The following is a 26,508-nucleotide window of genomic DNA, read 5'->3' on the forward strand; positions in this document are numbered from 1 at the left end:
TCATTAATAAAAGTAAATTCACTGCAGCAATTGGCGGCAGCAAATCCGATATAGCCGCATATAATATCAGCCTATTTGGGATCTCAAAAGCGTTCAATGTCAGTTACATTGATGAAAAACGCCTCAACAACGAATTTCACGTTAAGATCGAACAAATTTACCGCATATTCCTTGTTGTCTGGCTTGCCCTTCTTGTAGGCAGGACGAGGATCTTGGCCTAATACCTCTTTGATCACCTGAATAATATGCCGCGCTTGCGGATGCTGTGCCAGCTTGCTTTGTGCTTGTTGGGAAAAGTTAACCTCTAACACCTCTGGCTCTTCGGCGGCAAACCCTCCCAGTGCATCCGGAATGGAATCGGAGTAAGGGATGTAAGGCTTGATGTCGATAATTGGTGTCCCGTCGACTAAATCGACACTGCCAAGGTCTAGCCAAGTTTGCCCCTTTTCTTGAGATACACCTTTTAACTCCACCGCTGACATGCCAATTCCGTTGGGTCTGAATGTGGCACGAGATGCAAAAACTCCAATGCGTTCATTACCACCCAGTCGAGGCGGCCTCACCGTCGGCTTCCAGCCCGCTTCAAGGTTTTTGTCGAATAGAAATAAGAGCCACACATGGCTGAATTGTTCGATGTTGCGAACCGACTCTAGGCAGTTTGCCGCGTCAACAAGCTTTACTTTAGAGGTTGATGTTGGCACCAACCTAGGCTGCCTTGGTACCGCGAACTTCTCTTTATAGGGAGATTCTATAAAGCCAATAGGCTCAATGGAGTACATAGGTAGAAGGTCTCTAATTACGATTTATGGTCGGAAAATATCATAAAACGACTTGTTTTTCTTTTGATAATAATTATCATTTGCAATGTTATAACGTATCAAATAATAATTTAGGGGAAAACAGATGAAACCAAATATCCATCCTGATTACCGCACTGTGGTTTTTCATGACACCAGTGTTGATGAATACTTCTTGATAGGTTCAACCTTGAAAACGGACCGTACGATCGAATGGGAAGATGGCAATACTTACCCTTACTTCACTATCGAAGTGTCTTCAAAGTCTCATCCTTTCTATACCGGAAAACAGAGAGTGCTACATAAAGAAGGTCGTGTGGCGAACTTTACTCGCCGCTTTGGTCAATTGGGTAAGGGAGCTAAATAGATGAAGGTTGTGAAATCACTAAAAAGCGCAAAGAGCCGTCACCCAGATTGTCAAATCGTAAAGCGCAGAGGGCGCCTTTATGTGATCTGCAAAACCAACCCGAGGTTCAAAGCGGTTCAAAAATAAACAGTCAATGTGTTGTGACATACCTGTAAAAAACGAGGGGAAAGTCAAACTTTATTCATTTAACGGTTTCTCTTTTCCTTCATATGCAAGTTGATTAAATACCGAGTGATTGTTTATCGTACGATGAACTTTATTTTTAAACTAATCAAGAGGTTATATCGTAAGTTATATTAATAGTGAATGTATGATTGTGAACTATAAAGCTAGTTTTTGTGTTTATTGTGGTTTTATTTGCTAATTAATTGTTCAAATAGAGTTAAATATCATCGTTTGTTACACATTTTGTAACATTTTGAATTTCTAATTGATAATTTTGTCGCGTACCCTTCGCCTGCAATTTGAACATTTTTGTCACAATTGCATAGGAATCACTACAAGGAGGGAACTGATGAGTTCATCAGCTTCAATAAAAAACAACTCGCCAAAGAAACCTATTTTTACCCGTTTTCTCGATGGTGTTGAGTATTTGGGGAATCTATTACCCCACCCGATCACTCTTTTCGCAATCTTCTGTGTCGCAATCTTAGTGACTTCTGGTATCGCAGGGTACTTTGAAGTGTCTGTTATGGACCCTCGTCCAGAAGGTGCTCCTGGTCGTGCTGCTGACGGCATGATCCACGTTGTAAGCTTACTTAATGCTGAAGGCTTACAACTTATCGTAACTAATTTGGTTAAAAACTTTGTTGGCTTTGCGCCATTAGGTACTGTGCTAGTTGCAATGCTAGGTGTAGCGATTGCTGAGCACTCAGGTCTACTATCTGCTGCGATGCGTGGCATGGTAATGGGCGCATCTAAGCGCATGGTTACTGTAACTGTGGTATTTGCAGGTATCATTTCTAACACGGCTTCTGAGCTAGGTTACGTGGTACTGATTCCACTTGCGGCAATGCTTTTCCACTCTTTAGGTCGTCACCCTCTTGCTGGTCTAGCGGCAGCATTCGCGGGTGTATCTGGTGGTTATTCTGCAAACCTTCTAATCGGTACGGTTGACCCACTGCTTTCTGGTATTACAGAAACAGCTGCACAAATGATCGACCCGACTTACAGCGTTGGTCCTGAATCAAACTGGTACTTCATGTTTGTTTCTACTTTCTTCATCGCAATTACGGGTGCATTCGTAACGGAGAAGATTGTTGAACCAAAACTGGGTAAATACAACGACGAAGAAGCGTCTGAAGATTTATCAAACGATACAATGGGCAAGCTAACAGATGTGGAGAAGAAAGGTCTTAAGCTAGCTGGTATCGCAGTTCTAGCAGTATCAGCTCTTCTTGCTTGGACAATTGTTCCTGAAGACGGTGTTCTGCGTTCTGCAGCTGGTACGGTTTCTGGTTCTCCATTCCTGAAAAGTATTGTAGCGTTCATCTTCGTATTCTTCGCAGTTCCTGGTTTCGTTTACGGTAAAGTTACCGGCACAATGAAAACTGACCGCGACGTTATCGATGCAATGTCTAAGTCTATGTCTTCTATGGGCATGTACATCGTACTTGTATTCTTCGCTGCTCAGTTTGTTGCTTTCTTCAAGTGGACTAACTTCGGTCAAGTATTCGCAGTAGCGGGCGCAAGCTTCCTACAAGACATCGGCCTAACAGGTCCAATGTTGTTCTTCGCATTTATCCTAATGTGTGGCTTCATTAACCTGATGATCGGTTCTGCTTCTGCTCAGTGGGCAGTAACAGCACCTATCTTTGTTCCAATGCTGATGCTTGTTGGTTACGCACCAGAAACGATTCAAGCGGCTTACCGTATCGGTGACTCAACAACGAACATCATTACGCCAATGATGAGCTACTTCGGTCTTATCCTTGCTGTAGCGACTCGTTACATGAAGAACCTAGGTATCGGTACTCTGATTGCGACTATGCTTCCATACTCAATCGTATTCTTGGTGGGTTGGAGCTTAATGTTCTACGTGTGGGTATTCGTATTTGGTCTACCAGTTGGCCCAGGTGCAGCAACGTACTACACGCCATAGAATCTAATCATTGTTTTATGATTACACCGAAAGCCTGCACATTGTGCGGGCTTTTTCTTTATTGGAAGATAGCGGTTACAAGCCCGCAAAACGGTAGGTTAACCCAACCTCCAGCGACCACCCTACATCCCTTTGGATGAGAGGGCTGTTCGAGTCGTGATGAGTCAATTCCATTTTGCTAATAGCAATCCATCGTGGTGTAAATTCATAGAGCCCAATGAGCCCAGCTTGATAAACAAAGGTAGCGCCTGCATCGAACTGATTTAGCCCTGAAGCAGAAGACTCGCGGTTAGCAATGCTGTAGAGGTGATTAGAGAGTTTTTTGTCACGATAATCGACTTCGAGGTAGGGGGTAAAGGTTAACGGCTGTGTCCACGTTTCCAATGTTCTGCCTAAGTGGAGCTGAACTTCGTAGCCGTTATGCTCTGAGGTTACGTCATGTAAGTAGGTGAGCCTAGCGCCTACGGTCCCCAGTGTTATCCCGAGCTCGCCATTGCCATCTCTGTTTTGAATGCCATTGGGCAGGTCAACGAAGGTGTCTGACACTTCAGCGAAACGCCAGTTTCCAGATAGCCCGACAAAAGGTAGCAGTTGCCAGTTTGCTAAACTGCCATCAATAAAGCCTTTAGGACCAGAATAGAAGAGGTTGGATGTCGCACCAAGTTGAGGGGCACTCTTGGTAGAAAAAACACTCTCACCGTAGGTGAGGCTACCGCCAACGATGCCATATTCTTGATTGGCGAAGGACAGTTGAGTGCTTCCTAAAGTGACGGACAACGCCAAAGCGATACGACGAACCATAATCAATACTCCGTTATTGTAATAAATATCAAGAACGGAGTCGGTCGATTAAAATTTCACAGTGCTTACTGTTATTCAAAAGAGGCTCTTTCGGAGCTCTTTGAGGTAAAAGGAAGGATTAACGCTTCGCTAATAGTCGATCAAGGTGGTTGGCGAATTCACGACGGTCGGTTTGAGAAAGCGTGCTTGGGCCACCAGTCTGGATGCCACTTGAGCGCATGGTTTCCATAAAGTCACGAATGTTGAGGCGCGCTTTGATGGTCTCTTTAGTATACAGCTCCCCACGAGAGCTCAGAGCTAATGCGCCTTTAGTGATCACTTCGTCAGCCAGAGGAATGTCTGAAGTAATCACGAGATCGCCTTTCTCTGTGCGTTTTACTATTTCATTGTCGGCGATATCGAATCCGCTTGGCACTTGAATAGAGTGAATGTTGTTTCGCTTCGGTACAGGGACAACGTGATTCGCGATGAAGGTGCATTCAACACCGGTTCGCTCAGCTGCGCGTACGATGGTTTCTCGGATAACCTTAGGACAAGCGTCCGCATCAACCCATATCTTCATAGTGTTCTATTTCTCTGTTAGCTTATTTAACTGTCGATCTATTTATTTGTTAACTGAGCTTCTAGCGTGGCGACGCGAGCTGTAAGTTCCAGGATTTGTTTTTCTAGTTGACCAATGCGATCAAGTTCTGGCTCTTGTTGTGTTGCCACTTCGACTTTAGGAACACGGTTCGCGTTTTTCCAGCTTTTAATGGTCGTGATTAAGGCAGGCATGGGAACTGATGTACTCATACGAGCTTTTACTAGCGCAACGGTTGGCTCTTTGCCTTGTGCTTGCAGTCCTTCAAGCACGGATTTCAACTCTTCAGAAACATCTTTTGTCAGCATGTTGACCTCCATTTTTAGTCTTTGGTTATTTTACTCGCTCCGGTGACTGATAGCGAATCATAAAACATCCTATAGCGTGTGAGAGATCTCTTACAAACGCTGTGAGATAACGCGAATACTTCTCTAGAGAGATTGATGTGCATATGGTTAAGTTTTTGAATTTTAATTGTTTTATATAATTAACAACTTGGTTGAATTCAAAATGTGATGCAAATCTATTGTCCGAAATCCTAAATCGCGTAAATTAAACCTTGTCGGAAGGATTCTGACACGGAACAGGAAAGCACCAAGGAATTGGTTATCTTCAGGACGAAGATTTGGTTACTTAGGATTGAGTGATCAAGCATGGAGCGCAAGGACATTGTAGGGACACAGTCAGTTAACAGGAAGTTAGCTGCAACGGAATGACAATGGACACCTTTAGGATAAAGGGTTGGATTAGCATCAGGATGATGTAAAGGACACCGCTCACGGAACAAGTGATGTGCGCTAACTAGGATTGTTAGCTTTCAGGATGATTGGACACCGCTAGGACGGCGAAGTAAAGGAAAGAGCTGAAGGATTACAGCCACTATTATGGATGATGCATGGAGCATTAATTAGTAGCCGGACTGCTGCGAGTAAGACCCTAGCCCTGACACTTCGGTGTCGGGGCTTTTCTTTATCTGGACATTTCACCCATCTAGAGGCTCTTTATTTAGGAGCAATACATCTGCTTTTCTGCTAACGGTCAACACAAGGAGTGTTTTATGACGATAGCAACCTCAAGAACGCTGTTAGTACCTTATACCGAACAGCTACAGCATGACTTCATTAAGCTCAATTGCTGCCCGATTAATCGAGCAGAGATGAATGGGCCGCATTCTATCGCTTCTGCGAAGCAACTATTTCAAGAGATACTGCAAGACAACGTCGGCTTTTGCCGTGCAATTATCCATAACCAAACCCGTGAATATCTTGGGCATGTTTTTATCTCATCAGAAGAAGGTAAGCACGAGTTGGGCTTTATCTTGGATAAAGAATACTGGAATCAAGGTTTTGCGAGTGAGGTACTGAAACCTTTCTTTAATTTGGTGTGCTTTGAAGAGCGTTTAACCAATGTTTTCGCGACCGTTAATGTCGGTCATAATCCATCGATCAAGCTTTTAGAAAAACTCGGCTTTGTATTTAAAGAGACCAAACAAGATCAGTTTGGCCCCTATCATGAATATCGATACACCGCTTATTGCGACGTTACATTCTATGAGGCTGTAGCTCAAACCGCATAGAACGGAAACCTACCATGGTTAGTTTCCCTTTGTAACAGTCATCCCCTAACGCTGAAAACTCAAATTGGTAAATGGTGTGCCAGCGCCAAATGGTCGTGAGTTCATGGCGCATCTTCAGTTTATGACCACTAAAAGCAACACTTAACAGCTGCAAGTCGAGCTCTTTACACTTTCTCGCAATGGCAGCTTTCGCAAGCTCAGATTGCCTGCGCTGCTGCCAAAACAGAAAGCAAAAGAAGCACAGAAACAAAATAGCCAATAAGTTATCTATCATTTAATCCATACTTCCTTTTACTTTTTCTTCCTATTTAACCTTAGCTATAAGCTGCTTTGTTGAGGCTTATCAGCTAGTTGCTAAAGTATTACTGAGATTTAGTTGCTTGCTGTAACTCGATCAGTGCATTCGCCAATTCTGGCGATGGGTTTGAGTTCAATAGAGGTAAAAATACCATTCTCAGAGCTGGAATCATCACCAGATCAGCAAATAGCTGGTTGAATAGGTTTTGATTGCCCGTTTGTGCGAGGCGCAGCAATAATTGTTCAGCAATTGCTGGATCTTGCAGAGCGTGCCAGCTTCGGCCTGCTAAACCAATCAATACTTCTTGGTGACTTAAACGTGGGCTCGCCAGAACTTGGTTAATCACAGCATTGGTGATGCTTGGCTCTGCACCCGATAGGGCACGCACTAGCGCAGACAATAAGAACAGGTCTGGTTCATCGCTGTTGATCTCGTTCTCTGCCATCTCTTGTAAACGTTGGGCTAGCTTGTCATTAATTTGCGTGTGCTCAAGCGCGCCTAATGTTGCGTAAAGCGGCTCAGAAGGAAGTTTCTTGAAGGCTTTACGAATCGCGACACCGTTTTGTTGGCTGCCGAGACGGGCACACATATCAGTGATGCCTTGAAGGCCAACAGTCTGCCAATTGTCCCAACCTAACTCGCCGGTGAAGTAGTGCTGAGCATGTTCATAGTATTGGCTAGTAGCAAGGTCTAACTCTGCTCTTACTTGGCTATGGAATACCGCCATTTTGTCTTCAGAAGGCTTGAAGGTGTATGGGTTGTTTGACAGCTTCTCTTGTTGCTCTTCGCTGATCTCACCACTTAAACGCGTGCCCATTGCTTCTAAGACGAACTTCAAAAAGTTACCTACATCGGCTTGGTTAAGTAGGCCTCTTTCATCCAACTTGAATTTTAAGAACCAAATCCATGGTTGCTTCTGTTCATTCCAGTAGCTGATCGCTAAGTGAGCTTGTTTCTGAAGTGGAAATGGGTATGGCTGTTTCCCTTGCTCAACATCTGAGAATAAGGTGTTGTCTATTTTTTGGATACGACGACCGAGATCGTAGATATCATATTGGCAACCGCTATTCTTCAATAACTGAGTGAGCGTGTGAATGGTTTCCATAGTAATAAGCTCCTAACTTTCTTTCCTCAATAGATGGTACTCTATGCCCCAATTTCAAGGTCACTAGATAAATAACTTGGTGAAAAATGACTGCTGCCACAAAGTTACCTCCATTACTTCAACAATTAGAACAACAAATGCGCCAATGCTCTCTGTGGAGTAGTGTTGCACCGTCGGATGAAGCTCTGGCGAGCGTTGAACCTTTTGCTATCGATTCACTGCAACCCGAAGAGTGGTTACAGTGGATCTTTATCGTAAAGATCAATGCGATGATTGATGCGCAAATGCCTTTACCTAAAGGGTTTGCTATTCATCCGTATTTCGGTGAAGTGTGGAAAAATGAGGCGGACAAAGCTGAGCTGCTAGTGACGATTCAAAGCATTGATGAGGTATGTGCTTAATGTTAGAGATCATTTATCAAGATGAGTACTTTGTCGCGGTAAATAAGCCCGCGGGCATGTTGGTTCACCGCTCATGGCTAGATAAACATGAGACTCAATTTGTGATGCAGACTTTGCGTGACCAAATTGGCCAGCACGTATTCCCTCTGCATCGCTTAGACCGCCCAACGTCTGGTGTATTGGTATTTGCACTCTCAAGTGAAGTTGCTTCTGAGGTGATGCCGATGTTTGCTAACCATGAAATGCAAAAGACTTATCATGCAATTGTTCGTGGCTGGATTGAAGAGGGCGACACGCTTGATTACGCGCTTAAGGTCGAGCTAGATAAGATTGCGGATAAGTTTGCAAAAGAAGACAAGGAAGCACAAGAGGCTGTGACCGCATATGAGCCATTAGCCAAAGTGGAAGTACCTTACTCTACCGGGCGTTTTCCAACTAGCCGTTATTGCTTAGTTGAGATGCTGCCAAAGACGGGCCGTAAACATCAACTGCGCCGCCATATGGCCCACCTAAGACACCCTATTGTTGGTGATACTTCTCATGGTGATGGTAAGCATAACCGCCTGTTCCGTGAAAACTTGGATTCACGCCGTTTGTTACTGCACGCTTCAGAGTTGCGCTTTATTCACCCTTTCACTAAAAAAGAATTAGTGATGAAGGCAAGCCTCGATGAAACTTGGCTACAGTTATTTGAAGCCTTTGAATGGGATACAAATTTAGTCGATACGCAAGCACGGTCGTCTAAATAAAAGTTCGATAAAACAAAGGGCTGATAGTGATATCAGCCCTTTTAGTGTCTGTATAATCTGAGCCGGTCAACCAACGATAGTCATTAGTTGTCTTGTCTCGGGATCATTTTAGTTTTTCTAGATCCGCTTCGATCTCAGCGATCTTGCTGGACACAACCTTCTCTAAATGACGTAAGTCGGTCAGGATCTTCTGTTTTACATCCATCTCAGTGGTTGGCGTAGGTTTGGTGATCTTATTAAGCTCATCAATCACAAGCGTGAGGTTGCGGTTAATCTCAGTCACTTCTTTGTATTGATTATTGCCACCGCTAACAAGCACACTTTTTACTTGTCGTGGGTACTTAAACTTAACGCTTTTCGCGAACAACTCGCCTTTCTGCTTACGAAAATAAATCTTCAGGATATCTTTGTGTGCTTCTTGGCGAAGGGAGTAACGTTCAATCTGTTTAGGTTCGTGGATACCTAAGCCAGTGAGGTTTGGATACATAAGCGACCTCTAGTTTATGAATGTAATACTTTTATGTAATTGACTTAATCAATGTAGCAGCCTAACGACGAGCTAGATAGTTGATATCTGGGAATTGATTGTAAGTTGTGGGCAAGATCGCTCTCTATCTTTGCCCACACTTATTTGGTTATTAAACCAGCGAGTTGTACTTCATTTGTGTTCTAAGGCGCAAGCTCCGAAACATGCTCGGTTAGCCTCTCTCTGAGGGCTTGTTCTTGCTCTTCAGAAAGTCGCCCACCTGTGTCACTGGTCAGAATAAACAAATCCTCTGCACGTTCGCCGATGGTGGTAATTTTGGCACCATGGAGATTAATGCCTAACTCCGCGAAGGTTGCACCAACTTGAGCCAGCAGCCCCGGTGTATCGAGCGCTCTTAGCTCCATTAAGGTGCGTTTTTTACTCTTGGTTGGTAGGAACTCAACCAGAGTCTTGACCTTAAAGTGCTGTAAGTTGCGTGGTGTGCGACGTGTCTTAATCTTCGTTGGACGACCATCAGCCAAAACATGGGTCAGATGCTTTGCTACGGCCTTGTGTCTCGCTTCGTCAATCGCATTACCATGCTGATCCAGTACGATAAAGGTATCCAGAACATGGCCATCTTTGCTCGCCATAACCTGAGCGTCATGAACGTTGAAGTTACGCCTGTCGAGCTCGGCAACCACGGTAGCAAACAGTGCCGCTTGGTCTTTACAGTAAACGAACACCTCAGTACCACCACGTGTCGCTTTCTTACTGATCAATACTAACGGTTGGCTTGGGTCTTCTAGGCGAAGTAAGTGCTCACAGTGCCAAGCGATTTGTTTATGTGTGTGACGTAAGAAGTAATCGGCTTTAAAGCGTTGCCACAACACTTCAATCTCACGAGCGGTGAAGCCTTCTTTACGCAGCAGCGCGGATGCCATTTGTTGGTTGTGACGAATACGGTCTCGAACGTCGACCGGGTTCTCTAAGCCGCGACGAAGTGCACGCTGCGTGGAGTGGAATAACTCTGCGAGCAGGGTGCGTTTCCAACTGTTCCATAGCTCGGGATTGGTTGCACAGATGTCGGCGACGGTTAGGCAAACCAGCAGCTCGAGTGATTCTTCGTCACGTACCTTTTTGGCGAATTCAGTTATTACATCTGGGTCGTAGATATCACGACGTTGAGCGGTAACAGACATCAACAAGTGGTTTTGTACTAGCCACGCTACTTGCTTGGCTTCGGGCTTTGATAGGCCATGCTCAATACAGAAAGAGTACGCTTCGACCGCCCCAATCTCTGAGTGGTCACCGCCACGGCCTTTACCGATATCGTGGAAGATTGCCGCTAGGATCAACAGCTCTTTCTTTTGCACTCGTGGGTAGACTTCACAACAGATAGGGTGCTTGTCGTGGTTTTCAATTTGACTAAAGCGGTTGATGTGTTTGAGCAGTCGAATGCTGTGCTCATCCACGGTATAAACATGGAACAGGTCGAATTGCATCTGGCCGACGATCTGGCTCCACTGCGGTAGATACGCTGAGAGCACGCCCAATTTGTGCATCAAGCTAAACGCTTTGTGCAATGCATTGGGGTGGCGAACCAGAGTCATAAACTTCTCACGCGCTTCTGGGATAGTATGCAGGAAGCGGTTAAGCCTGCGACGTGCCGTACGCAGTTGTCGTAATGTTGGAGGGCTAACGCCTTCGATGGATGAGTCATTGGCGATATGGATAAACATATCGAGAATGGTTTCCGGCCTCGCCTGGAATAGGGCAGGCTTGCGCGCTTCTATCAATGAGCCTCGGCGTTGGAAGTCATTATCGAGAATTTCAGCTTCTTCTGTCTCACCACCATTAATGATTGCTTGGTCGAATAGCTTGAGCAGCATCTTGTTGAGCTCTGCTACGCGGCGAAGGGTTCGATAAAACTCCTTCATCATCATCTCGACGCCACGGTTACCTTCGCCTGTGTAGCCAAGGTGTTCAGCGACTTGTGCTTGATGGGCAAACGTCAGGCGATTGTCGTAGCGACGCAGCTCAATATGCAGTGCGAAGCGAACGCGCCACAAGAAGTCTTGGCATTCCACAAGCTCACGATACTCAGCATCAGTAAGGAAGCCGTACTTGCTCATTTCAAGTAAAGAGGTTGCACCGAAGTGGCGGCGTGCAACCCAGCTCAGAGTATGGATGTCTCTGAGCCCGCCTGGCGTCGATTTGATGTCGGGTTCAAGGTTGTAAGTGGTATCGTGATAGCGCGCATGACGCTCTCTCTGTTCTTGAATCTTTGCCTTGTAGAAGGTCTCACTAGGCCAAAATGAATCGGAATGAATCTTCAGCTTTAGTTCTTGAAAGGTATCTTCACTGCCACACAGTAAGCGTGATTCTTGAAGGTTGGTTGCGACGGTCAGATCATCGATACCAATATCAATACATTCTGCAATGGTACGCACAGCGTGGCCAACTTCGAGCCTTAAATCCCACAGTAAGGTAATGAACTGACTGACTTTTTCACCGAGGGCTGGTGGTAGTGTTTTTTGAGATACGATTAAGATATCAATGTCCGAAAGCGGGTGTAATTCACCACGACCATAGCCACCCACAGCAACCAACGAGATATGAGGCAGGTTACTAAAACCAAAGTGCTCCCATAATCGTCTGAGCAACAAGTCCATGTATTCAGAGCGGAGCAATACCAAGTCCGTGACAGGATGATGGTTTAGAAATTCATTTTTTTGGTACTGCGTGAAGATCTCGAGCTGATTTTTTAATTCGCAGATTTCAATTTGTTCGTCATTGAACGTAAGAGGGCATTGATAAGGCATAGTCTGCTATCCGTGCAAGCAAATGAGAATATTAAACAATCTACCAGAAGCTGGTGGAAAATCGAAATTGAGCGGATAAAAAAATATCCTCGACAATGCGAGGATATTTTTAAAGGTTTGATGCGTTTAGCTCAGTGAACTAAGCGTTTTTCATAATACGTGGAATAGTATCATCGCTACGCAGTGTTAGAACTTCACAACCTGTATCAGTTACGACCAGTGTGTGCTCCCATTGAGCCGAGTTCTTGCTGTCTGCTGTGTACACTGTCCAACTATCTTGATCATCAAGACGGCAGCCAAACTTGCCTGCGTTGATCATTGGCTCGATAGTGAAACACATACCCGCTTTCAGTACTGTGCGATCGTTGTTTTTGTAGTGTACGACTTGTGGATCTTCGTGGAACTCAGAACCGATACCGTGGCCACAGTAATCTTTAACAATAGAGAACTTCGCACGTGGGTTGTTCTTGTTGTTTGTTTTGATGTACTTCTCGATAGCGGTACCGATTTGGCCAAGTTGAACGCCTGGCTTAACTTGGCGCATACCTTCGTAAAGTGCTTCTTGAGCAACCATACATAGACGCTTGTTTGCTGGTGAAACTTCACCCACAAGGAACATCTTAGACGTGTCACCGTGGTAGCCTTGAGGACGAGTGCTTAGATCTGCATTTTCGTCGTCAGGGATGATCACCGTGATATCTACGTTAAGGATGTCGCCATCTTTAAGTACAGCAGGCTTAAATTGACCTGTGCTACCAGTTTCGTCTTGTGATGCCGGAATACCGTGACACACGATGTGGTTGATAGACGTACAGATAGACTTAGGGAAACCGTGGTAATCAAGTGGTGCTGAGTATGCGCCTCTTTCTAGAGCGTAGTCATGACAGATTTGGTTTAGCTCTTCTGTCGTCGTACCTACTTGGATGTGAGGTTCGATCATCTCTAGAATTTCAGCAGCCAGTTTGCCGGCGACGCGCATTTTTTCAATTTCTTCAGCAGTTTTAATTTTTACAGCCATTGCATATCTCTTAATTTGGTAGCACCTAAGTGTGCATATTGGGGCTATTCTATCAGTGCAGCAATTTAGCGCAACATTACCATGTCCGTACAATACTGGAGGATACTGTTAGCGTGATTAAATAATGTTCGGCTAACAGATGCAGAAGCCGCTTGATATAGACACTATTTTATAGAGGAAATTTACCTTTAGAGATCAGTATAGCAGTCGCCATTTTTCGATTTTTTTCTAGCCATAGATAGACAAAATATGGTATAAAGCGCGCCGGACATCAGGACTGTTTTCTCCAACTGGCGAAACAGGCTTTGGTATCCACTAACTTATATCTTTAAATCACACACATTCCGTCACATGTTCCGGGGTGCTTCAACAACACAGATAACGGCTGAAAAGTGGTTAGTTGTTAGGGGTCGGATTCATGGGGGATGTGGAGGCCTAACCCCATAGAGGATTTTAAAATGGCAACTGTATCAATGCGCGATATGCTTAAAGCTGGTGTTCACTTCGGTCACCAAACTCGTTACTGGAACCCAAAAATGAAGCCATTCATCTTTGGTGCTCGTAACAAAGTACATATCATCAACCTAGAAAAAACTGTACCAATGTTCAACGAAGCTCTAGCAGAAATCGCTAAAGTTGGTGAGAAGAAAGGTAAAGTTCTTTTCGTTGGTACTAAGCGCGCTGCATCTGAAGCTGTTAAAGAAGCTGCTGTAAACAGCAACCAGTTCTACGTTAACAACCGCTGGTTAGGCGGTATGCTAACGAACTACAAAACTGTTCGTCAGTCTATCAAGCGTCTGAAAGAACTTGAAGCGCAAGCTCAAGACGGTACTTTCGACAAGCTAACTAAGAAAGAAGCTCTAATGCGCACTCGTGAAATGGAGAAGCTAGAGAAGTCTCTTGGTGGTATCAAGAACATGGGCGGCCTACCAGACGCTCTATTCGTAATCGATGCTGATCACGAACACATCGCAGTTAAAGAAGCAAACAACCTAGGTATCCCAGTTTACGCTGTAGTTGATACTAACTCTAACCCAGACGGCGTTGACTTCGTTATCCCAGGTAACGACGATGCAATCCGTGCAGTACAGCTTTACCTAAACGCTGCTGCAGACGCGGTTAAAGAAGGTCGTAACAAAGACGTTGCTGCTGTAGCTGCTGAAAAAGATGGTTTTGTAGAAGCTGAATAATAGCGGCTCTGAATCACGCTTGGCTTAGCTAATATAGATTTTGAAATCTTTATTAAATGTAAGCTAAGTTATAGTTAGATCGGGGGCCTCATTTTGGCCCCTGATTTTTACCTTATTTTCGAATCAACCGAGGAATAGAGAATGGCAACTGTAACTGCTGCTCTAGTTAAAGAACTTCGCGAGCGCACTGGCGCTGGCATGATGGAATGTAAGAAAGCGCTTGTAGAAGCAAACGCTGACATCGAACTAGCAATTGAAAACATGCGTAAATCTGGCGCAGCGAAAGCAGCTAAGAAAGCTGGTAACGTTGCTGCTGAAGGCGCAATCATCATCAAAGAAGAGAACGGTGTAGCTGTTCTTCTTGAAGTTAACTGCCAAACTGACTTCGTAGCAAAAGATGCTAGCTTCACTGCGTTTGCAGAAGAAGTTGCAGCTGCAGCAGTAGCTTCTAAAGCTTCTGTAGAAGAGCTACAAGCACAGTTCGAAGAAACTCGCGTTGCTCTAGTTGCTAAAATCGGCGAAAACATCAACATCCGTCGCGTAGCTTACGTTGAAGGTGCTGCACTAGCTTCTTACCGTCACGGTGAGAAAATCGGTGTTGTTGTAGCTGGTGAAGGCGAAGCTGAAACTCTTAAGCACGTTGCTATGCACGTTGCTGCTTCTCGTCCTGAGTTTGTTAACCCAGAAGACGTACCAGCAGACGTAGTTGCTAAAGAGAAAGAAGTTCAAGTTGAAATCGCTATGAACGAAGGCAAGCCTCAAGAGATCGCTGAGAAAATGGTTATCGGCCGTATGAAGAAATTCACGGGCGAAATCTCTCTAACAGGTCAAGCTTTCATCATGGAACCTAAGAAAACTGTTGGCGAAATCCTTAAAGAAAAAGGCGCTGCAGTATCTAACTTCGTACGTCTAGAAGTTGGTGAAGGTATCGAGAAAGCTGCTGAAATGAGCTTCGCTGACGAAGTTGCAGCGGTACAAAAAGGTTAATCCTTAGCGTATTGTTTGAAAAAAGACCGTGGCAAATGCTGCGGTCTTTTTATGAATAGTGAACTATTTTTGAAGGCAACGTTAGTGGTTATGAATGCAAACTGACTTACTCAGTTTTTATCCATGACTGTTAATCATCAACTCTTTGGAAGGTAAACTCCATGACTACGAACCCTAAACCAGCGTATCAACGTATTCTGTTAAAACTTAGCGGTGAAGCGCTACAAGGCGAAGAAGGTTTTGGTATTGACCCAACGATCCTTGATCGTATGGCTCAAGAAGTAAAAGAATTGGTTGAACTAGGCGTTCAAGTTGGTGTTGTTATCGGTGGCGGTAACTTGTTCCGTGGTGCTGGTCTTGCTGAAGCTGGCATGAACCGCGTTGTTGGTGACCACATGGGTATGCTTGCAACAGTAATGAACGGCCTTGCTATGCGTGACGCGCTGCACCGTGCTTACGTAAACGCACGTGTAATGTCTGCAATTCCTCTAAAAGGTGTGTGTGACGATTACAACTGGGCAGATGCAATCAGCCAACTACGTCAAGGTCGCGTTGTGATCTTCTCTGCTGGTACTGGTAACCCATTCTTCACTACTGACTCTGCTGCATGTCTACGTGGTATCGAAATCGAAGCTGACGTAGTTCTAAAAGCGACAAAAGTAGATGGTGTATTTACTGCTGACCCAGTAGCAAACCCAGACGCAGAGCTGTATGATACTTTGTCTTACAACACAGTTCTTGAGAAAGAGCTTAAAGTAATGGACTTGGCTGCATTTACGCTAGCACGTGATCACAAAATGCCAATCCGTGTATTTAACATGAATAAGCCAGGCGCACTACGTCGCGTGGTTATGGGTGAAACTGAAGGTACATTAATCAGCGACGCTGACTAATTTTTCGGGCTTACTGGGGGCTATACTCTGGTAAGCTTTATCCTTATCACTCCAAATAAAAAGCTTTCTTGAAGAAAGAACATAATCAAGGTGAAATTGTGATTAACGAAATCAAAAAAGACGCTCAAGAGCGCATGGAAAAAAGTGTTGATGCACTAAGAAACAGCCTGCAAAAGATTCGTACAGGTCGTGCACACCCAAGCCTACTTTCTGGCCTTACAGTAGAGTACTACGGTGCACCAACGCCTTTGACTCAAGTTGCTAACGTTATTGCTGAAGACGCACGTACTCTAGCAATCACAGTGTTTGATAAAACGCTAACGCCTCTAGTTGAAAAAGCGATCATGACATCTGACCTAGGTCTAAACCCTATGTCTGCGGGTACGGTTATCCGTGTTCCACTTCCACCGCTAACAGAAGAGCGTCGTAAAGACCTAGTTAAAATCGTTCGTGGCGAAGCTGAAGGTGGCCGTGTTGCTATCCGTAACATCCGTCGTGACGCGAATGGCGATCTAAAAGCACTTCTTAAAGATAAAGAAATCTCTGAAGATGAAGATCGTAAAGCACAAGACGAAATTCAAAAGCTAACTGACGCTGCGGTTAAGAACGTAGACGAAGTTCTAGCAACTAAAGAAAAAGAGTTGATGGAAGTTTAATTTTCCATATTCTTTTCTTTCCGGAAAAACGCTGTACTCACTGTTCAGCGTTTTTTTATGCTACTCTGTTCGACTATTAGAATTTGATTCACTCTTTTATGCATAATTCTCAAGCGTTCACAGACTCTCTTCCTAAACACATTGCTGTCATTATGGACGGTAATGGTCGCTGGGCAAAAGCTCAGGGCAAGCCTCGCGTCTTTGGTCATAAAAACGGTGTTCAAGCCGTTCGCAAAACCATCTCTTCTGCTGCCAGACTCGGCATCAAAGCCGTTACACTTTTCGCATTCAGTAGTGAGAACTGGCGCCGACCAGAGGAAGAAGTGGGTATTTTGATGGAACTCTTTATCTCCGTGCTTTCAAGTGAAGTGAAAAAGCTCCATAAAAATAATCTACAACTTCGTGTTATTGGTGATAAAAGTCGTTTTAATGATCGACTACAAAAGAAAATCGAAGAAGCGGAAGCTTTGACTAGTACTAATACCGGTATGGTTATCAATATCGCTGCAAACTACGGTGGTAAGTGGGATATTCAGCAAGCGATGACTTCTATCGCTCAACAGGTAAAGTCTGGCGATATTAATGTAGAAGACATTGATGAAGCTATGATTACACAGCACCTGACGATGGCGGATATTCCAGAAGTTGATCTACTGATCCGTACCAGTGGTGAATGCCGCATTAGTAACTTCATGCTTTGGCAGTTGGCTTACGCCGAAATGTACTTTACTGAACAATTCTGGCCAGACTTTAATGAAGACAGCTTAGTAGAAGCTGTGACTTGGTTTGTAAACCGTGAGCGCCGTTTTGGCTGCACCGGTGAGCAGATTAAAGCTCTGATGGACAGTTAATAAGGATTTTTTTGGTTTGAAACAACGAATTATTACGGCGTTGATTTTAGCTCCCCTAGTTATTCTAGGAGTTTTCGAGTTATCACTTCCTACGTTTATCCTTTCATTAGCGGTTATCTCGCTATTGGGTTACTGGGAGTGGACTCAATTTGTTGAAAGCAAATCGCGTTATTTAGCGTTGATTCCAACGGTTGTGGTAAGTGCTGCAAGTTTTGCTTTTATCCCTTTTGATGCATTTAGCCTAAATAACTTATCGAGTGCTCACTACGCCATTTTAACGATAGGTTCTATTTGGTGGGTGATCGCAAGTGGTATGGCAGTGACTTATCCGAAGTCTATGCCTGTATGGAAAGACTCATCGTTTCTTCGTCATGGTTTTGGTGTGCTAACTTTATTGCCATTCTTTTGGAGTGTGGTGATTTTGCGCGCTAACGGTATTGACGTGGATCCTTACCATGGCGCAAAACTCGTGATGTTTGTGTGTCTACTGGTGTGGGCTGCAGACAGTGGCGCTTACTTTGCTGGTAAGAGCTTCGGTAAGCGTAAAATGGCTCCGGCCGTTAGCCCGAACAAGACAATTGAAGGCCTGATTGGCGGTATCATCACCGCGGTGATTGTGGCTTGGATTTTTGCTGACTTGTTCAATATCCAATTCTCAAGCCCTCTACACATGATTGTGATTACGCTTGTGACCGTTGTTATCTCTGTTCTTGGTGACCTTGTTGAAAGCATGTTCAAGCGTGTTTCAGGGGTTAAAGACAGCAGTAATCTGATTCCTGGTCATGGTGGTATACTAGATAGAATCGATAGCTTAACGGCTGCATTCCCTGTCTTTGCTCTGCTTTACTTAGCATTCTAATTAAAAGGGCAGTGAATCTGCCCTTTATTACATTTCTACGGTCATATGTGATGCGAAATCTAACTATCCTAGGCGCAACTGGCTCAATTGGTGCAAGTACACTAAAAGTCGTTGAGCAAAACCCAGACCTTTATTCAGTCGTTGCGCTGGCTGCTGGCTCGAATGTTGAAAAGATGCTGGCGTTAGTAGAAAAGTGGCAACCAAGCTATGTTGCTATGGCTTGTCCTGATGCTGCATCTCAGCTTGCTGACACCTTATCTATCAATCACCCTAACGTCCAAGTACTCTCAGGCTCAGAAGGCATGTGCAAGGTTGCTTCTTTGGATGAAGTGGATACGGTGATGGCTGCGATTGTTGGTGCGGCAGGCCTGCTTCCTACTATGTCAGCAGTCAAAGCGGGCAAGCGTATTCTCCTAGCAAATAAAGAAGCCTTGGTGATGTCTGGACAGCTGTTTATCGATGCAGTGGAAAAGTACGGTGCTGAACTTCTTCCTGTAGATAGTGAACACAATGCTATCTTCCAATGCTTGCCGCAAAACGTCCAAACCAATCTAGGTCGCTGTGATTTAGAAGCCAATGGTATAAACCATATCCTACTAACGGGCTCTGGTGGTCCTTTCCGTTATACCGATGTTGCTGAGCTGGAATCAGTGACTCCCGAACGCGCTATTGCACACCCTAACTGGTCTATGGGGCCTAAGATCTCTGTCGACTCTGCGACTATGATGAATAAAGGTCTTGAGTACATTGAGGCGAAGTGGTTATTTAATGCGTCTCAAGAGCAGCTAAAGGTCATTATCCACCCTCAGTCTGTGATCCACTCTATGGTTCAGTACAAGGATGGTTCAGTACTTGCTCAAATGGGGGAACCGGATATGGCGACACCTATTGCATTGACGATGTCGTACCCTGAGCGTACTGAAGCGGGTGTTAAGCCGTTGGATTTTACCAAAGTCGGTGAGCTGACTTTCTTAGAGCCTGACTTTAACCGTTACCCATGTTTGAAATTAGCCATTGAAGCGTGTTACTTAGGTCAGCATGCAACGACAGCGATTAACGCAGCAAACGAAATTGCGGTCGACGCTTTCTTGAACAATCAGGTTAAATTTACCGATATTGCTGTCATTAACGAACATGTTATGAGCAAAGTATGTGAACAACATAACTCTGAAGGCTTAGATAGCTTGGAAAGCCTCCTTGAGCTAGATAATATGTCTCGTCAAATAGCCATTCAATTTATTAAAGAGCAGCTAGCATGAGTGGAATTCTGTGGAACTTCGCATCTTTTATCATAGCGCTTGGCATTCTGGTCGCGGTTCATGAGTTTGGACACTTCTGGGTTGCTCGTCGTTGCGGTGTAAAAGTTGAAAAATTCTCGATTGGTTTTGGTAAATCAATCTGGAGCAAAGTTGGCCGCGATGGTACGGAATACAGCTTGTCCGTGATTCCACTGGGCGGTTACGTAAAAATGCTCGACGGTCGTGTCGATGACCTATCAGAAGATGAGCAGCAGTACGCGTTTGATAAAAAGCCATTGTGGAAACGAACCGCGATTGTTGGCGCTGGACCAGCGTTTAACTTCATCTTTGCTGTGTTTGCATATTGGTTAGTATTTTTGATCGGTGTGCCTGCGGTTAAGCCCGTGATTGGTGAGGTAACTCCACAATCTATTGCTGCACAAGCCGGAATTGAAACTGGAATGGAACTTAAATCTATTTCGGGAATCAAAACCGCAGATTGGGAATCAGTCAATATGGGTTTGATATCGCATATTGGTGACCAATCGATGACAGTAACGGTGTCTTCGCAAGACGATATCGGCTTTGAGCAGCAATTGACGTTGGATATTTCAGACTGGTCGTTCAACCCAGAAACTGAATCTGCAATGACAACGCTTGGCTTTAGACCATATTCTCCAGAGATCTCGACAGTACTAGCTCAAGTGATTGACGATGGTGCTGCTTACTCTGCTGGTCTAGAAGCGGGCGACCAAATTGTTGAAATTAATGGTCAACCCATTGAGCAGTGGCAATCAGTGGTTGAGTTAATTCGCTCGAACCCAATGACACCATTAGATGTTGTCGTATCAAGAAACGGCAGTGAGCAATCACTCGTTATGACACCGAAAAGCCGCGAGCTTTCTGATGGTTCAACAATCGGCTATGCGGGTATTGCTCCGGAAGTCGCAGAATGGCCAGAAGATTATCGCTTTGAGTTACAATTTGGTGTAATTGAGTCTGTAGGAAAAGCATTTGATAAAACAGGTCAAATCATTGGTCTGACGCTTACTATGCTGAAGAAGCTCATCGTTGGTGATGTTGGCTTAAACAACTTAAGTGGCCCGATTTCGATTGCTAAAGGCGCAGGCACAACCGCCGATTACGGTTTGGTTTATTTCCTAGGCTTTTTAGCTCTGATTAGTGTTAACTTAGGTATTATTAATTTGGTTCCGCTGCCTATGCTTGATGGCGGACATTTGCTCTTTTTCGCTATTGAGGCCGTTACTCGTAAACCAGTCCCTGAGAAAGTTCAGGAGATGGGTTATAGAGTGGGAGGGGCGATCCTCTTCTCTTTAATGGCTCTGGCAATATTTAACGATTTTACTCGTCTGTGAATGGTTTCTCACAGGCATTGGTAGTAGCAAGGAATAATTAGAATAAGTATGGCGATTAAGCAAATTCTGTTCGCAAGTCTATTAGCCACCAGTGTGGCGGCGAACGGAGCACAAAACTTTGTAGTTCAAGATATCAAGATCGAAGGTTTACAGCGTGTTGCACTTGGTGCAGCTCTACTGAAAATGCCAGTACGTATTGGCGATGAAGTAGATGAAAGCGATGTTTCTGAGATCATCCGTGCATTGTACGCTTCGGGTAACTTTGAAGACGTTAAAGTCCTTCGCGATGAAGGTGTATTGATTGTTCAAGTGAAAGAACGACCAACCATCGCAAGTATCTCTTTCTCGGGCAATAAAGCGATTAAAGAAGAACAACTTCAGCAGAACCTAGATGCATCAGGTGTTCGTGAGGGTGAAGCTCTTGACCGTACTACGCTAAGTAATATTGAGAAAGGTCTTGAGGACTTTTACTACAGTGTTGGTAAGTACAACGCGACAGTAAAAGCGGTTGTAACACCTCTGCCACGTAACCGTTCTGACCTTAAATTTGTATTTACTGAAGGCGTTTCCGCTAAGATTCAGCAAATTAACTTTATCGGTAACGAAGTGTTTACTGATGCTGAACTGCTTAGCCGCTTCAATCTCAATGTAGATGTGGCCTGGTGGAATTTCCTAGCGGATGAAAAATATCAGAAGCAAGTACTGGCTGGTGATATCGAAGCGCTTAAATCTTACTACCTTGACCGTGGTTACTTGAAGTTCAAGGTTGACTCTACGCAGGTAGCGATTTCTCCGGATAAGAAAGGTGTTTACATCACACTTGGTCTAGATGAAGGCGAAGCTTACACGGTTAAAGACGTGTCGTTCCGTGGTGAGCTTATTGGCCGCGAAGCTGATTTTGAAGCACTTGTTCCATTTGAAGATGGTGATACTTACAACGGCTCTTCTGTAACTTCACTAGAAGAAGGCGTTAAACGTATTCTTGGTGAATCAGGTTATGCGTACCCACAAGTTCGTACGATTCCTGAGTTCAATGACGAGACCAAAGAAGTTTCACTGGTTATCAACGTAGAAGCGGGTAGCCGTATTTACGTACGTGATATTCGTTTCACAGGTAACAACTCGACAAAAGATGAAGTGCTACGTCGTGAAATGCGTCAAATGGAAGGCAGCTGGCTTAACTCTAAATCGATTGATACCGGTAAGAGCCGTCTTAACCGTCTAGGTTTCTTCGAAACTGTCGATGTACAAACCGTTCGTGTTCCAGGCAGCGAAGACCAAGTTGATTTGGTTTACAACGTTAAAGAAGCAAACTCAGGTAGCATCAACTTTGGTGTCGGCTACGGTACTGAATCTGGTGTGAGTTTCCAAGTTGGCCTTCAACAAGACAACTTTGCGGGCTCTGGTAACCGTGTTGGCGTAAGTGCCATGATGAACGATTACCAAAAAAACGTGAGCTTAGACTACCGTGACCCATACTGGAACCTAGATGGTGTGAGCTTAGGCGGTAAGATCTTCTACAACGAGTTTGAAGCATCTGAAGCGGGTATCGTCGACTATACCAACCAAAGTTATGGTACGAGCTTAACCTGGGGTTTCCCTATGGATGAGCTGAACCGCATTGAGTTCGGTGTTGGCTATACGCACAACAAGATCGGTAACGTACCGACTTATATCCAGGTTGAACAGTTTGCGAGAAGTATCGACCAATACGGTGATGAGCACATCTTAACTGATGACTTCGATATCAATATCTCTTGGACGCGTAACAACTTGAACCGTGGTTTCTTCCCAACAGAGGGTAACCACCAACGTGCTTTCGCTAAAATGACGGTACCAGGCTCTGATGCTCAGTACTTCAAAATGCAGTACGATGTAAAACATTACATCCCGCTGACCAAAAAGCATGAGTTCACTCTATTGATGCGCGGCCGATTAGGCTATGGTAATGGTTATGGTCAAACGGATGGTAACGATAACTTGTTCCCATTCTACGAGAACTACTATGCGGGTGGTTTTACAACCCTACGTGGTTTTGGCTCTAACTCGGCAGGTCCAAAAGCCGTTTACGGCAGCAGCACGGGTAACAACCCAACCTACGACACCGCTACTGACGATTCAGTAGGTGGTAACGCGGTTGCTTTGGCAAGTTTAGAATTAATCGTACCTACGCCGTTTGCTTCTGATGAAGCACGTAGCCAAATTCGTACCAGTGTCTTCTTCGATATGGCAAGTGTATGGGATACCGAGTTCGTAGACCGTGGCGCACCTAACAGTGGCGGCCAGTACTACTACGATTACTCTGATCCAACGAATTACCGTTCATCTTATGGTGCCGCTCTTCAATGGATGTCACCGATGGGGCCACTGGTTTTCTCTCTAGCGAAACCAATTAAAATTTACGAAGGTGATGATGAGGAATTCTTCACATTCACCATTGGTAGAACTTTCTAATATTTAAAGGACAATATTTTGAAAAATATGATTAAAGCAGCAGGTTTAGGCCTTGTAGTTCTTAGCTCTTCTTTCTTTGCAACAGCTGCTGAAGCTGCGCAAAAAGTGGGTTATGTAAACACTGCACAAGTATTCCAGGCTCTACCTCAGCGTGAAGTTGTTCTTCAAAAAATGCAGGAAGAGTTCAAAGACAAAGCGGCTGAGCTGCAAAGCATTCAAGCGGAAGCTAAAACGAAGATTGAAAAGCTTAAGCGTGATGGCGAGCTACTAGGTCCAGACGAAGTTGAGAAGCTTCGTATCGAAGTTGGTCAACTAGACAGCAAGTACAAGATCAAAGCTCAAGCTCTAGAAAAAGCAAGCCAACGTCGTGAAGCACAAGAGAAGCAGAAGCTATTCAAAGTGATTCAAGATGCTGTAACGAAAGTTGCAGAGAAAGAAGGCTACGACATGATCGTTGATATTCAAGCGCTACAATACGGCAAGCCTGAATACAACATCTCTGAGAAAGTAATTAAAGAACTAAAATAAGTTTTATGAAGACACTGACTTTAGCCGAATTGGCAACCATTACCGGGGGGGAGCTACATGGTGACGGTACTGTAACCGTTTCTGCTGTTGCTCCTATGGATAAAGCGCAAGAAGGTAACATTACGTTCCTTTCTAACGTTAAGTACAGCAAGCACCTAGGTGACTGTAAAGCGTCAGCGATTATGGTTAAAGAGAGTGAGCGCGAACTGTGTAAGACTAACGTGATTGTGGTCAGTGACCCTTACGTTGCTTTTGCTAAGGTTGCTCAAGCGCTTGATACTACTCCAGCACCGGCTGCGGATATTGCTGATTCAGCTTCGATTGCGAGCGATGCAACACTTGGGCAAAATGTGTCTATTGGTGCGAACGCTGTGATTGAGTCTGGTGTTGTTCTTGGTAACGATGTGATTATCGGTGCGGGTTGCTTTATCGGTAAAAACGCCAAGATTGGCGCTGGCACTAAGCTGTGGGCTAACGTAAGCATTTATCATGAAGTGGTTATTGGTGAAGCTTGTTTAGTTCAATCAAGTACTGTGATTGGTTCTGATGGCTTTGGCTACGCGAACGAGAAAGGCGAGTGGGTTAAGATCCCTCAAGTCGGTTCTGTTCGCATTGGTAATCGCGTAGAGATCGGTGCGTGTACCACGATCGACCGTGGTGCGTTAGATGATACCGTTATTGAAGACAACGTTATTATTGATAACCAAATGCAAATCGCACACAACGTTCACATCGGATATGGTTCTGCTCTTGCGGGTGGTACTATCATCGCAGGCAGCACGACGATAGGTAAGTACTGTATTATTGGTGGTGGCAGTGTAATCAATGGTCACATTGAAATCACTGACGGCGTTACGATTACCGGTATGGGAATGGTAATGCGCAGCATCACTGAGAAAGGCATGTACTCTTCGGGTATTCCTTTACAGCCAAATAAAGATTGGCGTAAAACAGCAACGCGTGTTCATCGTATTGATGAAATGAACAAGCGTCTGAAAACCGTTGAAAAACTTATCGAGAAGAGCGCGGAATCATAATTCCAGCATTTCTAATAAAAGGCTCGCGTACAGCGAGTCTTTTTCGTTTATAATCTTTCTAATTAAATAAAGAATACATATAGGAATACGACTTTGACTACTGAACAGACAACGATGAACATTACTGAAATTCAGGAACTATTACCTCATCGCTACCCATTCTTAATGGTTGATCGTGTGACTAGCTTTGAAAAAGAAAAAACACTGACTGCAATTAAGAATGTTTCTGTTAACGAGCCTCAGTTTACTGGCCACTTCCCTCAACTTCCTGTATTTCCAGGTGTGTTGATCTTAGAAGCGATGGCACAAGCAACAGGCCTTCTTGCATTTAAATCTTTCGGTGCACCTTCTGGTAACGAGCTTTACTACTTCGCAAGTGTTGATAAAGCGAAATTCCGTAAGCCAGTAGTACCTGGTGACCAGCTGGTTATCGAAGTTGAATTCCTTAAAGAGCGTCGTGGTATCGCATCATTTAACGGCGTAGCGAAAGTTGACGGCGAAGTAGTATGTTCAGCTGAACTTAAATGTGCTCGTAGAGAGTTTTAATATGATTCATGAAACAGCAAAAATTCACCCGGCTGCAGTTATCGAAGGTGATGTAACGATTGGCGCAAACGTAACGGTTGGCCCTTTTACTTACATTGCTGGTAATGTAACCATTGGTGACGACACAGAAATCATGTCGCATGTTGTGATCAAAGGTCACACCACGATTGGCAAAGAAAACCGCATTTTCCCACACGCTGTGATTGGTGAAGAGAACCAAGACAAGAAGTACGGTGGCGAAGATACAACGGTTGTGATTGGCGATCGCAACGTGATTCGTGAAGCGGTTCAAATCCACCGTGGTACGGTTCAAGATAAAGCAACCACAGTGATCGGTAATGACAACCTGCTTTGTGTTAACGCTCACGTAGCGCACGACGTTATTGTTGGTAACCACACTCACATTGGTAACAATGCTATTTTAGGTGGTCACGTGACGGTTGGCGATTACGCTGGTGTTATGGCGCTTTCTGCAATTCACCCGTTCTGTTCAATTGGTGCTTACGCCTACATCGGCGGTTGTTCTGCTGTTGTTCAAGATGTACTGCCGTATGTACTAGCGCAAGGTAACCATGCAGCACCATTCGGCCTTAACCTTGTAGGTCTGAAGCGTAACGGGTTCGAGAAACCAGAGATTCGTGCACTGCAAAAAGCGTACAAAGAGCTTTACCGCTCTGGCAAAACACTTGAAGAAGCGAAAGCAGCTTTAGTTGAAATGGAGAAAGAGTTTGCTTCGGTAACTCCTATGCTAGAGATGCTAGAGAACTCTGAGCGCGGTATTATTCGTTAATACCAAGTGTGATTGATAT

28 protein-coding genes are annotated in these 26,508 nt (G+C 44.5%); 19 read left to right on the forward strand and 9 right to left on the reverse strand.

The features are described 5' to 3' along the window. Positions 1-83: 83 nt before the first annotated feature. Positions 84-779 (reverse strand): tRNA (N6-threonylcarbamoyladenosine(37)-N6)-methyltransferase TrmO, encoded by a 696-nt coding sequence (gene tsaA / locus F0228_RS08480; RefSeq protein WP_171731047.1) that lies wholly within the window; start codon positions 777-779, stop codon positions 84-86. 124 nt (positions 780-903) lie between these two features. Between tsaA and F0228_RS08485 the strand changes: the two genes are divergently transcribed. The 3 genes from F0228_RS08485 (at position 904) to F0228_RS08495 (ending at position 3,265) form a co-directional block, all read left to right on the forward strand. After that, on the forward strand, positions 904-1,164 hold the full coding sequence (locus F0228_RS08485; protein WP_008222928.1) for a type B 50S ribosomal protein L31: 261 nt from the start codon (positions 904-906) through the stop codon (positions 1,162-1,164). After that, on the forward strand, positions 1,165-1,290 hold the full coding sequence (gene ykgO, locus F0228_RS08490) for a type B 50S ribosomal protein L36 (protein ID WP_005380299.1): 126 nt from the start codon (positions 1,165-1,167) through the stop codon (positions 1,288-1,290). It abuts the gene before it with no gap. 388 nt (positions 1,291-1,678) lie between these two features. Continuing rightward, a complete protein-coding gene (locus F0228_RS08495; protein ID WP_061032596.1) occupies positions 1,679-3,265 on the forward strand; it encodes an AbgT family transporter in 1,587 nt (528 codons plus the stop codon). A gap of 75 nt (positions 3,266-3,340) precedes the next feature. Here F0228_RS08495 and F0228_RS08500 read toward each other — a convergent pair whose 3' ends face one another. The 3 genes from F0228_RS08500 to F0228_RS08510 all read right to left on the reverse strand — a co-directional run bounded on the left by F0228_RS08500 (position 3,341) and on the right by F0228_RS08510 (position 4,954). Continuing rightward, positions 3,341-4,066, reverse strand: a complete 726-nt coding sequence (locus tag F0228_RS08500; RefSeq protein WP_171731046.1) for a MipA/OmpV family protein — start codon at positions 4,064-4,066, stop codon at positions 3,341-3,343. Between the two features lie 118 nt (positions 4,067-4,184). After that, a complete protein-coding gene (locus F0228_RS08505) occupies positions 4,185-4,628 on the reverse strand; it encodes a YaiI/YqxD family protein (protein ID WP_008222931.1) in 444 nt (147 codons plus the stop codon). A gap of 38 nt (positions 4,629-4,666) precedes the next feature. After that, positions 4,667-4,954 (reverse strand): hypothetical protein, encoded by a 288-nt coding sequence (locus F0228_RS08510; RefSeq protein WP_061032598.1) that lies wholly within the window; start codon positions 4,952-4,954, stop codon positions 4,667-4,669. Between the two features lie 749 nt (positions 4,955-5,703). On the opposite strand from F0228_RS08510, the gene F0228_RS08515 reads away from it, so the two are divergent. Continuing rightward, positions 5,704-6,222 (forward strand): GNAT family N-acetyltransferase, encoded by a 519-nt coding sequence (locus F0228_RS08515; RefSeq protein WP_004738571.1) that lies wholly within the window; start codon positions 5,704-5,706, stop codon positions 6,220-6,222. Here F0228_RS08515 and F0228_RS08520 read toward each other — a convergent pair. Together F0228_RS08520 and F0228_RS08525 are read right to left on the reverse strand one after the other, a co-directional pair. Beyond that, positions 6,188-6,496 (reverse strand): DUF3301 domain-containing protein, encoded by a 309-nt coding sequence (locus F0228_RS08520; protein ID WP_032498839.1) that lies wholly within the window; start codon positions 6,494-6,496, stop codon positions 6,188-6,190. The genes F0228_RS08515 and F0228_RS08520 overlap by 35 nt on opposite strands. 88 nt (positions 6,497-6,584) lie before the next feature. Further along, positions 6,585-7,625 carry a DUF3549 family protein gene (locus F0228_RS08525; protein WP_171731045.1) on the reverse strand — a complete coding sequence of 347 codons (1,041 nt, stop codon included), beginning with the start codon at positions 7,623-7,625 and terminating at the stop codon, positions 6,585-6,587. Between the two features lie 86 nt (positions 7,626-7,711). Here F0228_RS08525 and F0228_RS08530 point away from each other — a divergent pair, with 86 nt between their 5' ends. After that, positions 7,712-8,026: a YqcC family protein gene (locus F0228_RS08530; protein ID WP_105057493.1), complete on the forward strand. Its 315-nt coding sequence runs from the start codon at positions 7,712-7,714 to the stop codon at positions 8,024-8,026. Continuing rightward, complete coding sequence (gene truC, locus F0228_RS08535; protein WP_171762110.1) at positions 8,026-8,775, forward strand: tRNA pseudouridine(65) synthase TruC; 750 nt, start codon at positions 8,026-8,028, stop codon at positions 8,773-8,775. Before F0228_RS08530 ends, truC begins: the two co-directional genes overlap by 1 nt. A gap of 103 nt (positions 8,776-8,878) precedes the next feature. Here truC and F0228_RS08540 read toward each other — a convergent pair whose 3' ends face one another. The 3 genes from F0228_RS08540 to map all read right to left on the reverse strand — a co-directional run bounded on the left by F0228_RS08540 (position 8,879) and on the right by map (position 13,084). Continuing rightward, on the reverse strand, positions 8,879-9,262 hold the full coding sequence (locus tag F0228_RS08540; RefSeq protein ID WP_004738577.1) for a DUF3461 family protein: 384 nt from the start codon (positions 9,260-9,262) through the stop codon (positions 8,879-8,881). 182 nt (positions 9,263-9,444) lie between these two features. Further along, entirely contained in the window at positions 9,445-12,066 is a 2,622-nt protein-coding gene (gene glnD, locus F0228_RS08545) for a bifunctional uridylyltransferase/uridylyl-removing protein GlnD (RefSeq protein ID WP_171731043.1), read from the reverse strand. Positions 12,067-12,205: 139 nt separating this feature from the next. After that, complete coding sequence (gene map, locus F0228_RS08550) at positions 12,206-13,084, reverse strand: type I methionyl aminopeptidase (RefSeq protein ID WP_008224626.1); 879 nt, start codon at positions 13,082-13,084, stop codon at positions 12,206-12,208. 458 nt (positions 13,085-13,542) lie between these two features. Here map and rpsB point away from each other — a divergent pair, with 458 nt between their 5' ends. The 13 genes from rpsB (at position 13,543) to lpxA (ending at position 26,489) form a co-directional block, all read left to right on the forward strand. After that, positions 13,543-14,274, forward strand: coding sequence for a 30S ribosomal protein S2 (gene rpsB, locus F0228_RS08555; protein WP_032546326.1), 732 nt, complete (start codon positions 13,543-13,545; stop codon positions 14,272-14,274). A gap of 141 nt (positions 14,275-14,415) precedes the next feature. After that, positions 14,416-15,261: a translation elongation factor Ts gene (gene tsf, locus F0228_RS08560; protein ID WP_017063361.1), complete on the forward strand. Its 846-nt coding sequence runs from the start codon at positions 14,416-14,418 to the stop codon at positions 15,259-15,261. Positions 15,262-15,422: 161 nt separating this feature from the next. Then, complete coding sequence (gene pyrH / locus F0228_RS08565) at positions 15,423-16,154, forward strand: UMP kinase (RefSeq protein ID WP_004738586.1); 732 nt, start codon at positions 15,423-15,425, stop codon at positions 16,152-16,154. Between the two features lie 98 nt (positions 16,155-16,252). Then, positions 16,253-16,810, forward strand: coding sequence for a ribosome recycling factor (frr, locus tag F0228_RS08570; RefSeq protein WP_004738588.1), 558 nt, complete (start codon positions 16,253-16,255; stop codon positions 16,808-16,810). A 98-nt stretch (positions 16,811-16,908) separates the two neighbouring features. Beyond that, entirely contained in the window at positions 16,909-17,661 is a 753-nt protein-coding gene (locus tag F0228_RS08575) for an isoprenyl transferase (protein ID WP_004738590.1), read from the forward strand. Between the two features lie 16 nt (positions 17,662-17,677). Continuing rightward, on the forward strand, positions 17,678-18,520 hold the full coding sequence (locus tag F0228_RS08580; RefSeq protein WP_171731042.1) for a phosphatidate cytidylyltransferase: 843 nt from the start codon (positions 17,678-17,680) through the stop codon (positions 18,518-18,520). A 50-nt stretch (positions 18,521-18,570) separates the two neighbouring features. After that, entirely contained in the window at positions 18,571-19,779 is a 1,209-nt protein-coding gene (ispC, locus tag F0228_RS08585) for a 1-deoxy-D-xylulose-5-phosphate reductoisomerase (RefSeq protein ID WP_061032605.1), read from the forward strand. Beyond that, entirely contained in the window at positions 19,776-21,134 is a 1,359-nt protein-coding gene (gene rseP, locus F0228_RS08590; RefSeq protein WP_102423120.1) for a sigma E protease regulator RseP, read from the forward strand. Before ispC ends, rseP begins: the two co-directional genes overlap by 4 nt. 48 nt (positions 21,135-21,182) lie before the next feature. After that, positions 21,183-23,588: an outer membrane protein assembly factor BamA gene (gene bamA, locus F0228_RS08595; protein WP_061032607.1), complete on the forward strand. Its 2,406-nt coding sequence runs from the start codon at positions 21,183-21,185 to the stop codon at positions 23,586-23,588. Positions 23,589-23,615: 27 nt separating this feature from the next. Further along, positions 23,616-24,116, forward strand: coding sequence for an OmpH family outer membrane protein (locus F0228_RS08600; protein WP_008224002.1), 501 nt, complete (start codon positions 23,616-23,618; stop codon positions 24,114-24,116). A gap of 5 nt (positions 24,117-24,121) precedes the next feature. After that, positions 24,122-25,153 carry a UDP-3-O-(3-hydroxymyristoyl)glucosamine N-acyltransferase gene (gene lpxD / locus F0228_RS08605; RefSeq protein WP_116871744.1) on the forward strand — a complete coding sequence of 344 codons (1,032 nt, stop codon included), beginning with the start codon at positions 24,122-24,124 and terminating at the stop codon, positions 25,151-25,153. 93 nt (positions 25,154-25,246) lie between these two features. Continuing rightward, positions 25,247-25,699: a 3-hydroxyacyl-ACP dehydratase FabZ gene (gene fabZ / locus F0228_RS08610; protein ID WP_004738598.1), complete on the forward strand. Its 453-nt coding sequence runs from the start codon at positions 25,247-25,249 to the stop codon at positions 25,697-25,699. 1 nt (position 25,700) lies between these two features. After that, the gene (lpxA, locus tag F0228_RS08615; RefSeq protein ID WP_171731041.1) at positions 25,701-26,489 is read left to right on the forward strand and encodes an acyl-ACP--UDP-N-acetylglucosamine O-acyltransferase; all 789 of its coding nucleotides are present in this window, start codon (positions 25,701-25,703) and stop codon (positions 26,487-26,489) included. Positions 26,490-26,508 lie beyond the last annotated feature (19 nt).

Origin of the sequence: Vibrio sp. 99K-1 (assembly GCF_013114585.1) — a bacterium.
Classification (GTDB): Bacteria; Pseudomonadota; Gammaproteobacteria; order Enterobacterales; family Vibrionaceae; genus Vibrio; species Vibrio chagasii_B.

Excerpts from the sequence above, each read along its gene's own strand:
- tsaA (WP_171731047.1), bottom strand. The coding sequence starts at position 779 with ATGTACTCCATTGAGCCTATTGGCTTTATAGAATCTCCCTATAAAGAG.
- F0228_RS08485 (WP_008222928.1), top strand. The coding sequence starts at position 904 with ATGAAACCAAATATCCATCCTGATTACCGCACTGTGGTTTTTCATGAC.
- ykgO (WP_005380299.1), top strand. The coding sequence starts at position 1,165 with ATGAAGGTTGTGAAATCACTAAAAAGCGCAAAGAGCCGTCACCCAGAT.
- F0228_RS08495 (WP_061032596.1), top strand. The coding sequence starts at position 1,679 with ATGAGTTCATCAGCTTCAATAAAAAACAACTCGCCAAAGAAACCTATT.
- F0228_RS08500 (WP_171731046.1), bottom strand. The coding sequence starts at position 4,066 with ATGGTTCGTCGTATCGCTTTGGCGTTGTCCGTCACTTTAGGAAGCACT.
- F0228_RS08505 (WP_008222931.1), bottom strand. The coding sequence starts at position 4,628 with ATGAAGATATGGGTTGATGCGGACGCTTGTCCTAAGGTTATCCGAGAA.
- F0228_RS08510 (WP_061032598.1), bottom strand. The coding sequence starts at position 4,954 with ATGCTGACAAAAGATGTTTCTGAAGAGTTGAAATCCGTGCTTGAAGGA.
- F0228_RS08515 (WP_004738571.1), top strand. The coding sequence starts at position 5,704 with ATGACGATAGCAACCTCAAGAACGCTGTTAGTACCTTATACCGAACAG.
- F0228_RS08520 (WP_032498839.1), bottom strand. The coding sequence starts at position 6,496 with ATGATAGATAACTTATTGGCTATTTTGTTTCTGTGCTTCTTTTGCTTT.
- F0228_RS08525 (WP_171731045.1), bottom strand. The coding sequence starts at position 7,625 with ATGGAAACCATTCACACGCTCACTCAGTTATTGAAGAATAGCGGTTGC.
- F0228_RS08530 (WP_105057493.1), top strand. The coding sequence starts at position 7,712 with ATGACTGCTGCCACAAAGTTACCTCCATTACTTCAACAATTAGAACAA.
- truC (WP_171762110.1), top strand. The coding sequence starts at position 8,026 with ATGTTAGAGATCATTTATCAAGATGAGTACTTTGTCGCGGTAAATAAG.
- F0228_RS08540 (WP_004738577.1), bottom strand. The coding sequence starts at position 9,262 with ATGTATCCAAACCTCACTGGCTTAGGTATCCACGAACCTAAACAGATT.
- glnD (WP_171731043.1), bottom strand. The coding sequence starts at position 12,066 with ATGCCTTATCAATGCCCTCTTACGTTCAATGACGAACAAATTGAAATC.
- map (WP_008224626.1), bottom strand. The coding sequence starts at position 13,084 with ATGGCTGTAAAAATTAAAACTGCTGAAGAAATTGAAAAAATGCGCGTC.
- rpsB (WP_032546326.1), top strand. The coding sequence starts at position 13,543 with ATGGCAACTGTATCAATGCGCGATATGCTTAAAGCTGGTGTTCACTTC.
- tsf (WP_017063361.1), top strand. The coding sequence starts at position 14,416 with ATGGCAACTGTAACTGCTGCTCTAGTTAAAGAACTTCGCGAGCGCACT.
- pyrH (WP_004738586.1), top strand. The coding sequence starts at position 15,423 with ATGACTACGAACCCTAAACCAGCGTATCAACGTATTCTGTTAAAACTT.
- F0228_RS08575 (WP_004738590.1), top strand. The coding sequence starts at position 16,909 with ATGCATAATTCTCAAGCGTTCACAGACTCTCTTCCTAAACACATTGCT.
- ispC (WP_061032605.1), top strand. The coding sequence starts at position 18,571 with ATGCGAAATCTAACTATCCTAGGCGCAACTGGCTCAATTGGTGCAAGT.
- rseP (WP_102423120.1), top strand. The coding sequence starts at position 19,776 with ATGAGTGGAATTCTGTGGAACTTCGCATCTTTTATCATAGCGCTTGGC.
- bamA (WP_061032607.1), top strand. The coding sequence starts at position 21,183 with ATGGCGATTAAGCAAATTCTGTTCGCAAGTCTATTAGCCACCAGTGTG.
- F0228_RS08600 (WP_008224002.1), top strand. The coding sequence starts at position 23,616 with ATGATTAAAGCAGCAGGTTTAGGCCTTGTAGTTCTTAGCTCTTCTTTC.
- lpxD (WP_116871744.1), top strand. The coding sequence starts at position 24,122 with ATGAAGACACTGACTTTAGCCGAATTGGCAACCATTACCGGGGGGGAG.
- lpxA (WP_171731041.1), top strand. The coding sequence starts at position 25,701 with ATGATTCATGAAACAGCAAAAATTCACCCGGCTGCAGTTATCGAAGGT.